This window comes from Nocardiopsis potens DSM 45234, from assembly GCF_000341105.1.
Lineage (GTDB): Bacteria > Actinomycetota > Actinomycetes > Streptosporangiales > Streptosporangiaceae > Nocardiopsis_A > Nocardiopsis_A potens.
Window position 1 is genome coordinate 1 of sequence record NZ_ANBB01000012.1, and the last position, 12107, is coordinate 12107.

Annotated in this window: 11 protein-coding genes; 4 read left to right on the forward strand and 7 right to left on the reverse strand. The window is 74.8% G+C overall.

The features are described 5' to 3' along the window. Positions 1-249: 249 nt before the first annotated feature. A complete protein-coding gene (locus D459_RS0104315; RefSeq protein WP_017591767.1) occupies positions 250-822 on the forward strand; it encodes a GNAT family N-acetyltransferase in 573 nt (190 codons plus the stop codon). Between the two features lie 67 nt (positions 823-889). Here the strand turns inward: D459_RS0104315 and D459_RS0104320 are convergent, their stop codons facing one another. After that, entirely contained in the window at positions 890-1666 is a 777-nt protein-coding gene (locus tag D459_RS0104320; protein ID WP_017591768.1) for an alpha/beta fold hydrolase, read from the reverse strand. Positions 1667-1820: 154 nt separating this feature from the next. On the opposite strand from D459_RS0104320, the gene D459_RS35285 reads away from it, so the two are divergent. Continuing rightward, a complete protein-coding gene (locus D459_RS35285) occupies positions 1821-2273 on the forward strand; it encodes a hypothetical protein (protein ID WP_152522892.1) in 453 nt (150 codons plus the stop codon). 33 nt (positions 2274-2306) lie between these two features. Here the strand turns inward: D459_RS35285 and D459_RS0104330 are convergent, their stop codons facing one another. The 3 genes from D459_RS0104330 to D459_RS0104340 all read right to left on the reverse strand — a co-directional run bounded on the left by D459_RS0104330 (position 2307) and on the right by D459_RS0104340 (position 5799). Beyond that, complete coding sequence (locus D459_RS0104330; RefSeq protein ID WP_017591770.1) at positions 2307-3107, reverse strand: exodeoxyribonuclease III; 801 nt, start codon at positions 3105-3107, stop codon at positions 2307-2309. Positions 3108-3116: 9 nt separating this feature from the next. After that, positions 3117-4169 (reverse strand): tyrosine-type recombinase/integrase, encoded by a 1053-nt coding sequence (locus D459_RS0104335; RefSeq protein WP_017591771.1) that lies wholly within the window; start codon positions 4167-4169, stop codon positions 3117-3119. A 247-nt stretch (positions 4170-4416) separates the two neighbouring features. Beyond that, a complete protein-coding gene (locus D459_RS0104340; protein ID WP_017591772.1) occupies positions 4417-5799 on the reverse strand; it encodes a heparan-alpha-glucosaminide N-acetyltransferase domain-containing protein in 1383 nt (460 codons plus the stop codon). Positions 5800-6911: 1112 nt separating this feature from the next. On the opposite strand from D459_RS0104340, the gene D459_RS0104345 reads away from it, so the two are divergent. Further along, on the forward strand, positions 6912-7736 hold the full coding sequence (locus D459_RS0104345; protein WP_026120046.1) for an arginase family protein: 825 nt from the start codon (positions 6912-6914) through the stop codon (positions 7734-7736). 33 nt (positions 7737-7769) lie between these two features. On the opposite strand, the gene D459_RS0104350 is transcribed toward D459_RS0104345, so the two are convergent. Further along, positions 7770-8807: an acyltransferase domain-containing protein gene (locus tag D459_RS0104350; protein ID WP_017591774.1), complete on the reverse strand. Its 1038-nt coding sequence runs from the start codon at positions 8805-8807 to the stop codon at positions 7770-7772. Between the two features lie 121 nt (positions 8808-8928). On the opposite strand from D459_RS0104350, the gene D459_RS0104355 reads away from it, so the two are divergent. Further along, positions 8929-10551, forward strand: a complete 1623-nt coding sequence (locus tag D459_RS0104355; RefSeq protein ID WP_026120047.1) for an AMP-binding protein — start codon at positions 8929-8931, stop codon at positions 10549-10551. A 241-nt stretch (positions 10552-10792) separates the two neighbouring features. On the opposite strand, the gene D459_RS0104360 is transcribed toward D459_RS0104355, so the two are convergent. Next, the gene (locus D459_RS0104360) at positions 10793-11098 is read right to left on the reverse strand and encodes a 4a-hydroxytetrahydrobiopterin dehydratase (protein WP_017591776.1); all 306 of its coding nucleotides are present in this window, start codon (positions 11096-11098) and stop codon (positions 10793-10795) included. Between the two features lie 80 nt (positions 11099-11178). Further along, positions 11179-12024 (reverse strand): SDR family oxidoreductase, encoded by an 846-nt coding sequence (locus tag D459_RS0104365; RefSeq protein WP_017591777.1) that lies wholly within the window; start codon positions 12022-12024, stop codon positions 11179-11181. Between the last annotated feature and the right edge of the window lie 83 nt (positions 12025-12107).

Sequence of the window (12107 nt, forward strand, 5' to 3'; positions counted from 1 at the left end):
GCATGGGCGTCACTCACCCGCCCCGGCTCCTCCAGCACCGCCACCAACTCCTCGCACGCACCCACGACCGCCACCTCCACGACCCGCGACCGACACCACCCGCCCCGGCCGGGCCGACACACCAGAGCGAACCCATCACCGAACGTAGCGACCCCGCACCCGCCGCGCCCCCCGATCAGCCGAACACACGGTGACCCCCCCGCCGATAACCCTTTGCCCACCCCCCCCCGCCCCTGCTCTGCTACCCCCATGCCACCCATCGCACCCGACGCCCTCCGCACCCGCCCCCTCCTCACCGGCGACCTCGCCCGCCTCGAACCGATGGGCCCCGCCCACGCCGACGCACTCGCCGACCACCTCACCGACCTGCACCCCGACATCCGCCGCCTCACCGGCACCCACACCCGCTTCACCCGCGACACCGCCCGCCGATGGGCCGCCACCCGCCCCCACCACCACGACCGCGCCGACTGGGCCATCTGCGACCCCCGCACCCACCGCCTCATCGGCGACTGCGCCCTCATCGATTTCTCCGCCCCCGACGCCCGCGCCGCCTACCGCATCGCCCTCTACGACACCGCCCGCCTCGGCCGCGGCATCGGCACCCAGACCACCCGCCTCGTCCTCGACCACGCCTTCGACACCATCGGCCTGCACCGCATCGAACTGCAGGTCTACGAATTCAACACCCGCGCACGCCGCACCTACACCGCATGCGGCTTCACCGAGGAAGGCCGCCTCCGCGACCACCTCTACTGGGACGGCCGCCACCACGACGCCATCCTCATGTCCGCCCTGTCCACCGACCGCCCCCGCACATGAAAAAGAGCGCAGGGGCGCCCCCCGGCGCCCCTGCGCCCCCTCAACCGGCGGCGGAACCGGCCGCGGATCACCCCCCGGCGGGCCCCTCCACCGCCGCACCCCGCACCGGCCCCCCGCCCCCAGCGGCACGCAGCTCCCGCACCTCCACCACATCCGCCGCATCCGCCACCAACCGGGTGAAGATCTCCGGCTGATCCAGACTCACCATGTGCCCCGCCCGCGGAACGTTCACCAACCGCCCCTCCGCACACGCGTCCAAGAACCGCTTCTCATGGATCCGGAAATGATCCCGCGCCCCGTTCACCAACCACACCGGACCCGGATACGACCCCAGCGGCCCCAACACGTCCATGTCCGCGATCTCATCGATCACCGACCGCGCCGCCTCCATCGCCAGACCCCCGCCCAGCACCGCCTCCGCACCCTCACCCGGCAACCGCAACCGGTGGAACCGCTCGTTCACCGACGCACCCTTGTCCGGCAGCACCTCCAGCAGCGCCGCCGGAATCCGATACACCTGCGCCAGCGCCTGCGCCGGCCGCGCCGTGCAACTCGCCGCCACCAGCCCCCGCACCCGCCCCGGCCCCGCACCCGCCGCCGCGATCGACACGAAACCCCCCAGACTCAACCCCACCAGCAGCGCACGGCCCCCCACACCGTCCACCGCCTCCAGCACCGCGTCCACCGCCGACCCCAGCGTGAACGGCTCACCCCGCCGCGCCCCGTGCCCCGGCAGATCCGGCGCCGCCACCCGCCGCCCCTGCCCCCGCAACTCCTCCACCTGCGGCCGCCACATCGACGACGACACCCGAAGCCCGTGCACCAGAACGACGCCGACACCCATCAACGGCCCCCGACCCTCCACTGCTCTCCCACACCACCGAAAACGCCGCCTGCCCAGACCTCCGCAGCTTACGGAGACACCATAATCCCACCGCCCTCACACCTCGTAGTCGATTCACCCACCGATTGAATCGCCCTTCAGTACGGTGTCGGCCATGAACCGCCTCCGCGCCTTGAGCGCCATCCGCCTATCGGTCAGAACCGACGAGACCACCTCGCCCGCCCGGCAACGCGCGGCGAACACCGGCGAAGCCGCCCGCCGGGGCGCCGTCCTGATCGGCGAAGCCGAAGACCCCGACGTATCCGCGACCAGGACAACCCCTTTCGACGACCCGGAAGCGGTCGCGATACTGTCCGCCGTCATCCGCGACGTTCTCGACGGGGGGTCACTCACTGCTGTGGCCATGGCCCTCAACGACGCTGAAGCCCCTGCACCCCGCGACTACCAGGCGATCAAAGTCGAAAAGGGCCACCCCGGGGGAGGAAGGGAGCGACTGCTCGGCCCAGACCTCCGCCGGCTGGCATTCGAGATGAGAACATCCACTGCCCCAGCAGCAGCGACGAACGCCCCGCCACGGGCCGAACCGAGCACCCCACAGGCCACTTGACCGTCCCGAACGCACCGCCTCAGGCCCGAGACACTACAAGTCGAATACGACCGTCACAGGCGCATGATCACTCCACCGCTCGACGTGATCGGCCGCCCGCTCCACGTACGCCTCCACGGCCCGTCCGGCGAGGCCGGGCGACGCACAAACCAGGTCGATCCGCCAACCCGAATCATTGTCGAAGGCCCGCCCCCGGTAGGACCACCACGAATACGGCCCCTCCACCCCCGGGTGCAGACCCCGCACCACATCCACCAGCCCCACCTCGTCGAAGACCCGCGACAGCCACGCCCGCTCCTCCGGCAGGAACCCCGAACTCCGCCGGTTGCCCCGCCAGTTCTTCAGGTCCGCCTCCCGGTGCGCGATGTTCCAGTCCCCGCACACCACCAGCTCCCGCCCGGCCCCCTCCACCTCGGCGCGCCGCCGCTCCAGGTACGGCAGGAAGGCGGCCATGAACCGCTCCTTCTCCGCCTGCCGCTCCGTCCCCACCTCACCCGAGGGCAGGTACAGGCTCCCCACCGACACCGCCCCCAGATCCACCTCCACATACCGCCCCGACGCGTCGAACTCCTCCGCGCCGAACCCGACCCGCACCGCATCGGGCTCCGCACGCGAATACACCGCCACCCCCGCCCGGCCCTTCACCGACGACGGCACCAGCACCACATGCCACCCCGGCGGCGCCCCCGCCTCCGCCGGCAGCTGCCCCGCCTCCGCCCGCACCTCCTGCAGGCACACCACATCGGCCCCACTGGAGCCCAACCACTCCACGAACCCCTTGCGCGCCGCCGCCCGCAACCCGTTCACGTTCACCGTCGAAATCTCAAAGGACACGCCGCAACCCTAGTCCGCCCCGGCCCGCCCCGCCGCGGCCTCCCGCGCCCCCTCACCGCCGGCCTCCCCGTCCGCCAGCCGCCGCAGCACCCCATAGGTCCGGTTCGACCGCGCCGCCTCCCGCTGCGCCGACGCCGTCACATCGATGTAGGACTGCGACGACGTGATCGACGAATGCCCCAGCAACCGCATGATCTCGGTGACCGACGCCCCGTCCTCCGCCAACCGCGTCGCGAACGTGTGCCGCAGCGCATGCACCAGCGACCCCCGCGCCACCCGGTCGCCCACCCCCGCATGCTTGTAGCACTGCTGCACCAGGTACTGCAGCCCGCCCCGCCGCAGCGCCCGCCCCCGCACGTCCACCAGCAACGGGTCGCCCCCCGACAACCGCACCCCGAACCGCGCCTCCCGCGACTCCAGATACGCCTCCACCAGGGCCTCCAGCGGCGCCTCGATCGGCAGCGACCGCTCCCGGCCCCCCTTGCCCACCACCCGCAACCGCCGCTCACCCGCCCGCCCGCTCAGCGACTCCACCCGCAACCCCAGCATCTCCGCCGACCGCAGCCCCGTCAGCAGCGCCAGCGCCACCACCGCCATGTCCCGCTCCGGCCACGGATCCCGCGCCCGCCGGCACCCCGCCGCCAACGCCTCCAGCAACCGCTCCGGGGTGTCCTCGCCCATCAGCGGCTTCGGCCCGCCCGGCCGCGCCCGCGGCCGCCGCACCGCCTGCATCGGATTGCCCTCCACCACCCCCTCGGCCACCCAGAACCCGAAGAACCCGTTCCACGTCGACCACGCCCGCACCACACTGGAGGGCGCCCGCTCCCCGGCGAACTCCGCGAACGCCCGCCGCATCAGCCCCGCGTCCAGATCGGCCAGCACCAGCCCCGACCGCTCGCCCCCGCGCGCCCGCGCCGCACACCCCAGCACCCCCAGCAGGTCCCGCCGGTAGGCCGCCACCGTGTGCGGCGACGGCTTCTCCGCCCGCCGCGCCACCAGGTACTCCTCCACCGCCCGCTCCGCGCCGACGGACCCCGCGCCCCGCTCCGACTCTCCGCTCATGCCCCCACCCTTCCCGATGCGGCCGCCGCCCGCCACACCGGCCCCGCCCCGTTTCGAACACCCGCGCCGCCGCTGTTCGAAACCCCGCGCACCCGCACCGCCGCCCGGGGGAGGGGAGCGGGAGAACCTGAGAGCAGGGGGGCAGGGGCGGGGCCGCCGGTGCGCGCACCCGCCGGGGGAGCCGCACACGAAAAAAGAGGGCCGGCCCGGCGCTCCCGCACCCGACCGGCCCCACGGCCCCGCACCCTCAGGGGATGCGCTTGGCCGCCCACATCGACACCCAGTGCAGCGGCCCCTCCAGCGGACCCCGCCGCCGCACCAGCAGCCGCCACCCCGTCGCGAACACCAGCGACCCCAGCAGCACCGTCATCGCCAACCGGTCGGAGACGAACGCCAGCGGCGTGCCGTCCACCCACCCCGACTCCGCCAGCGCGATCACCAGGATGTGCCCCACATAGGTGGTCAGCGCCAGCGCCCCCACCGACGCCAGCGGGTACACCGCCCACCCCAGGTAGGGCGCGGCCAGCAGGCACAGCCCCAGCACCGCGATCGCCACGCCCCCGGCGCCGAACACCTCGAACGGCGTCCCGCTGTGCCCGGTCGGCACCAGCAGCCACGCCCAGTCGTTCACCGGCACCGTCCCCGAGAACCCCTCGTCCAGCGCCTGGCCCACACTGGTGGCGCCGCCGTGCTCGGCCGCCGCCTCCGGGGTGAACGACGCCTCCAGCCGCTCCCGGCCGCCCAGCACCTCCAGCGCGAACCACGAGGCGGTGTAGGCCACCGCCGCGATGGCCGCACCCACCCCCACCAGCGCCGCCTGCACCTTCGTCCGCCGCAGCTGCAGCCGCCCGATCGCCAGCCCCGCCAGCACGAACGGCATCCAGGTGATCGCCGGGTAGGCGCCGGTCAGCAGGAAGTTCACCACCCCGTCGCCGGACCACGCCACCAGCGGGTCGGCGGAGTTGATCGCCCGCACCGGCCGCTCCAGCGGACCGCCGTCCTCCAGCCGCCGCAGGTAGAACGAGATCACCGGCCCCACCACGCCCAGCACCGCGGCCGTGCCCGCCACGATCTTCCACCGCTCGCTCATCAGCGGCGCGGCCAGCACGAAGAACACCGCGTAGTAGGCCAGGATCACCGAGACCGGGGTGCCCATCATCGTCAGCAGGGTGCCCACCGGCAGCATGATCAGCCCCCGGATCACCACCCGCCACAGCGCCACCCCCATGTCCTTGCCCTCCTTGGGGGAGGGCCCACCGGACAGCAGCGCGATCGAGACCCCCGCCAGCAGCGCGAACAGCGCCGCCGACCGCCCCGACACCAGCCCGTACAGCGCGTTGTCGCCCGAGGCCAGGGTCCACCCCAGCCCCACGTGCACCACGAACATGCCCAGCACCGCCAGGCCCCGCGCGACGTCGATGCCGACCAGGCGGTCGCCGCCGGACCCGCGCCGCCGACCGGCGGGGGAGGGGGAGCCCGCGGCGGCCGCCGCGGGCGGCTCCCCGCCGCCGGCGCGCTCGGCCGCCCGCTCGGCGGAACCGGCGGAACCCTCCGCCGGGGGCTCGGGCTCGGGGACAGGGCGCGCGGCCTCCACGGCGGTCTCACCGGGGCCGTCGGAGGAACTGGGCATGTTCGACACCCTTCGAGCATCGCGCGCCGGCGCCGCGATTGCAGGGGGACACGCGGCTTGTGACCGCTTGTGGCCGGACATCTACAGGGAATTCCGCATCGGCCAACGGAACCGGGGGGCGGCGCGTCCTATACGACCGGGGTGCGCCCGGGAAACGGTGCGCCGGTTCATCCGGATTCGCCATGATTTGCCCCCGTTTCATGCATAACACACTTTATGCATGAAAAACCGGGGAGGTGAAGCCCCCTTTTCCCAGGCCACCCCACGGCCACCCGCACCGGCCCGGAACAGGGGACACCCCGCGGACCAGCCCCGCGCCGCCCTCCCGGCCGCCAGGAGAGCACGGCGCACGGAAGGCCGCCTCGGAAGGCCGCACTGGTCGGGCCCGGACCTCGGGAGGCCGGAGCCTCCAGGGCACCGCCGGACGGAGGCCCCGCGAGCGAGCCCCGGCGACACCGGCACCGCGCCGGAGCAGCGGGAACGCCGGACGGCCGCAGTCCCGAGTCCCGGCGGGCGCGTGCGGGCCGACGTCGGCCGCGCACCGGACGGAAGCCGCAGCCGTGCACGCCCGGGCCGATCTCCGGGACACCGCGGCCGCCGGCGCGGGCGGCCCGCCCGCGCACGACTCCGTCCGAGGCGCCGAGCAGGCCGGCCGCGCCCCGACGGCCGGGACGAACCCGAGCCCGCCGTGCCGACCGCGCGGCCGCCGCCGGACACCGGTCCGGCCGAACCGCCCGGCGGCCGCGCGCATCGGAGCCGCACAGCACCGGGACGCACCGGCGGGAACACGGCCCGCAGCCCCTTCCCCGACATCCCGCATAGAACGCCGATAATCAGCATTATGTAAAGTCGAACCGTTCGGGCCCTCCCCGCCACCGCCCCGCGAAGCCACGACGGCCGGGACCGAAGACGCACACCACCGCGCACCGCGACCGGCGCATCGGCACAGGCCCACGACCGCTCCACCCGCCGCGGCTCTTCGACCGAACCCGCGGCCGCCTTCGCCGGCCCGCCCACCACCGGACCGCGAAGACCACCCCGACCGCACACGGACACCCGGACGCACCGCGCTTCCCCCGCACCCCGGCCCCGACCGCCTATAGGGTTGGGCCATGGTGTGGCAACGAGACGTCGACCTGGTGGTCCCCCTCTGGCAAGGCGGCGACGACATGCGCGTCGCCCCCGGCGCCGCCGCCCTCGCCCGGCTCATCCCCACCGGCGGCAGCAGACTCCACATCTCCGTCACCGACGGACCCCGCACCACCGTCGACGGCATCCTCAACCTCGACATCGTCGCCGAAACCCAGCGCCAGCTCCGCGACCGCCTCACCCGCCGCGACCCCCACCGCACCCTCACCCTCGGCGGAGACTGCACCAGCGACCTCGCCGCCGTCCAGCACCTCGCCGCCCGCCACCCCGGCATGACCTGCTACTGGGTCGACGCCCACGCCGACCTCAACACCCCCGCCACCTCCCCCAGCGGCCGCGCCCACGGCATGCCCCTGCGCACCCTCCTCGGCGAAGGCCACCCCCGCATGGCCGGCGACCGCCCCGCCGCCCTCCCGCCCGCCGCCGTCACCCTCCTCGCCACCCGCGACTTCGACCCCGCCGAACTCGACTACGTCCGCGCCAACCGCATCACCCACATCGGCCCCGACGCCCTGGCCGCCGACCCCGCCGCCGCCACCACCGGCCGCACCCCCCGCTCCCCCGCCTACATCCATCTCGACATCGACGCCTGCGACCCCGCCGACCTGCCCGCCGTCGCCTGCCCCACCCCCGGCGGACCCGCCGCACCCGTCCTCGCCGACACCCTGCGCGCCCTCCACCGCCACCACGACATCGTCGGCATCGGCATCTGCGAATACGCACCCGTCATCGAGCACACCCCCGACCGGGTGCAGACCCTGCTGCACGCCCTCGCCCTCACCGCCTGACCCCGTCCCCGGGCCCCGGCGGCACCGGAAGGCTCACCGCAGCCGCAACCACCCCGTCCGCACCCGCCACTCCCGGCCCGCCGCCACATGGTCGGCCGCCGCCCGCTCCAACCGGCTCCCCCGCGGCGCCCGCACCGGATCCACCTCCGGCATGCCCAGCACGAACCGGAACACGTCCGCGTCCCCCGGAGCCCCCCGCTCCACCAACCGGAACAGCCGCTGGAACCCCAGAATGTTCGACCCCTCCGGCAGGTACTCCGCCAGCTGCGGATCCAGCAGCCACGACGAACACGTCGCCACCGGGAAGTCCACCCCCAGCCACCCCGCGAAGAACGACCGCGCCCGCCCCAGCGACTCCGCCACCTCCCCCGCGCCCAGCGGCCCGCCCGGCGGAATGTGCACCCGCAGCACCCGCGCCCCCTCCGCCAGCTCCGCGACCCCGGCGGCCTCCCGCCGCTCCCCTTCCGACAGCCACCGCACCGCCCCCATCTCACGCAGCACGTTCGGCTCGAACTGCAACCGCCCCAACTCATAGAAACCCGACCGGAACAGCAGCGCCACCCACGCCGCCGTCTCCAACCCCACCCGGCCGAACATCCGCCGGTTCGCCGCCGCCTGCCGCCCCACGTCCAGCAGCGTCGCCGCCACCACCTCCCCCGGCACCCCCCGCCCCCGCTGGTACTCCCCGAACGCCCGCACCGACACCGCGAACGCGAACAGCGCCGCACACCGCGCCCGGTCATCACCCACCTCCGCCAGCCCGGGCCACCCCACCCACACCGGCTCCGGCTCCAGCGCCGCCCCCAGATCCGCCCCCACCCGCGCGGCCATCCGCTCCACCAGCCACGCCGCCTCCCGCGGCCACTCCCCCGCCCACAACCCCGCCAGCTCCGCCTCGTCCGCACCGCTCAACCCCAGCGGCGCCAGCAGCTCCCGCGCACCCCGCTCCCCCACCGAGGCCACCTCGCCCGCACCCCACCCCGGAAGCACCGGCAGCCCCGCCGCCTCCTCCAACCACTCCGCGGCCTGCGCATCCAACCCGAACCGCCGCACCACCGAACCCGCGTCCAACCCGAACCCCTTCCGACCTCTACCGCCCCCACCGATGAGGGCGCCGTCACACACCAAGGCATACTCTTAAATACCGAAACCCGCCCACACCACCGACCGCGGAAAACGAGGACACACCCCGATGCCCACCCCGGCGCAGCAAGTGACCGACTGGCTGGCCACCTACGACGCACCCGACTCCTCGGTGGCACACCTCCTCTGCGACCGGCACCCCCGTGAGGCCCCCGCCCTCACCGAGATCGCCCCCGACCTCACCTCCACCCACCTCACCTACGGCGACCTCGCCGACCGCTCCACCCGCCTGGCCACCGGCCTGGCACAGGCCGGCATCGCCCCCGGCGACCGCGTCGCCACCCTCCTCGGCCGCGGCGCCGACCTCGCCGCCACCGCCCTGGCCATCTGGCGCCTGGGAGCCGTGCACGTCCCCCTGTTCACCGCCCTGGCCCCCACCGCCGTCCGCCAGCGCCTCACCAACTCCCGCACCCTCCTGGTCGTCTGCGACGACCGGCAGCGCCACAAGCTCGACCCCGGCCCCGGCGACACCGCCCCCTGGCAGGTCGCCACCACCGGCGACCGCCCCGCCCGCCCCGGCGACCACACCCTCGCCGCCCTCGCCGAAGCCCCCGGCCCCGCACCCGCCACCGCCGCCCTCGGCGGCTCCGCCCCCTTCCTGCACCTGTTCACCCCCGGCCCCACCGGCCGCCACCACGGCTTCGACGTCCCGGTGCGCGCCCTGGCCGCCTTCCACGCCCACCACCACTACGGCCTCGACGTCACCGACGACGACGTCTACTGGAACACCCACGACCCCAGCTGGACCTACGGCCTCTTCTACGGCCTGATCACCCCGCTGCTCGCCGGGCAGCGCACCATCCAGCTCCGCGCCGGCTTCGACCCCGAGCTCACCCTCGACGTGCTGGGCATGCACGGCGTCACCAACCTCAGCGCCGCCCCCACCGTCTACCGGACCCTGCGCGCCACCGTGAAGACCCCGCCCCCCGAGATCTCCCTGCGCTGCCTGTCCAGCGCCGGCGAGCCGCTCCCCGCCGACGTCGCCGACTGGGCCGCCGACGTGTTCGGCATCCCCGTGCACGACCACCACAACCAGGCCGAACTGGGCGTGTGCGTCGGCCGCCACCAGCACCCCGACGTCGCCCCCGAACCCCGCGCCGCCTCCATCGGCACCCCGCTGCCGGGGTGGAGCCTCACCGTCCTGGACCCCCTCGACGACGCCGAGGCCATGCCCGGCGCCCGCGGCCGGGTGGCCGTCGACACCAAGGCCAGCCCGCTGTTCTGGTTCGAGGGCTACGAGGACGGCGAGGGATTCACCGGCCCCCGGTTCACCCCCGACGGCCGCTGGTTCCTCACCGGGGTGACCGGCACCCGCGACCGGGAGGGCTACTTCTACTTCTCCGACCGCGACGACGAGGCGATCACCAGCGGCGGGTACCGCATCGTCCCCGGCGACGTGGAGACCGCCCTGCAGGAGCACCCCGAGGTGGTGGAGGCCGCCGTCTACGGCGCCCCCGACGAGCTCGCCGGGCAGGCGGTGGCCGCCAGCGTGGTCCTCGCCGAGGGCTGCACCGGCGGTGAGGAGCTCGCCGAGGAGCTGCGCGATCTGGTGCGCACCCGCTTCGCCGAGCACGCCTACCCGCGGGTCGTCGAGTTCGTCGCCGAGCTGCCCAAGTCCCCTTCGGGCAAGATCCGCCGCTCCCGCCTGCGCGCCCGGGGCGGCCGCAGCTGACCCGGCCCCTCTCCTCTCCGGGGCGCCCGGCGGAGGCTCGGGCGCCCCGAGGGGACCGGGGGGAGGACCGCACCGCCCCCTCCCGGCCGGGGCCGCCGCGCCGTCCTGCTCCACCCGCCGGACGCGCCCCGGTCGGCCGGGCGGGTGCACGGCGGTCGCGCGCCGCCGGGGGCGCGCCCGGGAACGGGTCTTCCCCCCTCTGCTCCCCTCCCCCGGGGTCCGCCCGTGGGAGGGGGCGCGCTCAGTCCGCCGGCAGCGCCTCGGCCACCAGGGCGTCGATGCGGGAGGCCAGGCGCAGGTCGGCGCCGGTCACCCCGCCGACGGCGTGCGTCGTCTGGTGGAAGGTCAGCCGGTTGTAGCGGATGTCGATGTCGGGGTGGTGGCCGGCCTCCTCTGCGGCCTGGGCGATCGCGTCGACCAGGCCGATCGCGGACATGAAGTCGGGCATCGCGACGGTGCGCCGGATCTCGGCGGCGTCGGGGTGCCACTCCCAGCCGTCCAGTTCGGCCAGTCCCTCGCTGATCTGCCGTTCGTCCAAGAGCGCCATGGTCGTGTCTCGTCTCCGGTCGGGGCCGTGCGGTCTCGCCGGGTGTCCTACCTCGCCGCGGCCGCCGCCAACCGTCCTGTTCAGCGGGGGGCGTCGCGCCACCGGGCGAGGCCGCCCTCGCTGTGCAGTACCTGGCCGGTGATCCAGCGGGCCTCGTCGGTGGCCAGCCAGGCGATGAGGCGGGCCGGGTCGTCGGGTTCGCCGATCCGCCCGAAGGGCAGCTTGTGGCGGATGGAGTCGATGGCGGCGTCGGTGAGGTAGCCGGTCTGCACACCGCCGGGGTTGACGGTGTTGACGGTGATGCGCCGGTCGGCGAGTTCGTCGGCGATGGTGAGGGTGATGGCGGCGAGGGCGCCCTTGGCGGCGGCGTAGGCGATCTCACCGGGCATCGGTCCCTGCCCCTGGCCGGAGGTGAGCATGATGATGCGCCCGCCGGGGCGGGTGTCGTCGTGCGCGGCGGCGTAGGCCTGGGCGAGCAGGAGGACCGAGCGGGCGTCGACGGCCCAGTGCCCGTCGAGCATGTCCTCGGTGACCTCGGCGAGTGTTCCGTCGCCGCCGGATCGGGCGTGGTTGCAGACGAGGACGTCGATCGGGCCGAGGGCGTCCTGGGCGGCGTTCAGGAGGTCGCGTGGGGCGCCGGGGCGGGCGAGGTCGGCGCCGAGTCCTTCGACGCGGGCGGCGGGGTCGGTGCGGGCGGCGCGGACGCCGTCCAGGACGGCGGTGATGTCGTCGCCGCCCCAGGGCTGTTCGAGGTCGTGGGGGCGGTGGTGGTGGCAGAAGACGGATGCGCCGTGGGCGGCGAGGCGCCGGGCGGTGGCGTATCCGATGCCGTCGCGGCGGCTGGCGCCGGTGACGAGGGCGGTCCGGCCGAGGAGCGGCCGGGGGTCGCGGGCGAGGTCGGTGGGGGCGGTGCCGTGGTGGCCCATTGCGGGGGTTCCCTTCTGTCGGAGGGGTCTGCTCCCCCGCTCCGTGCGGCCGTGCCCGTTCGATGTGGCGAACGGTGACGGGG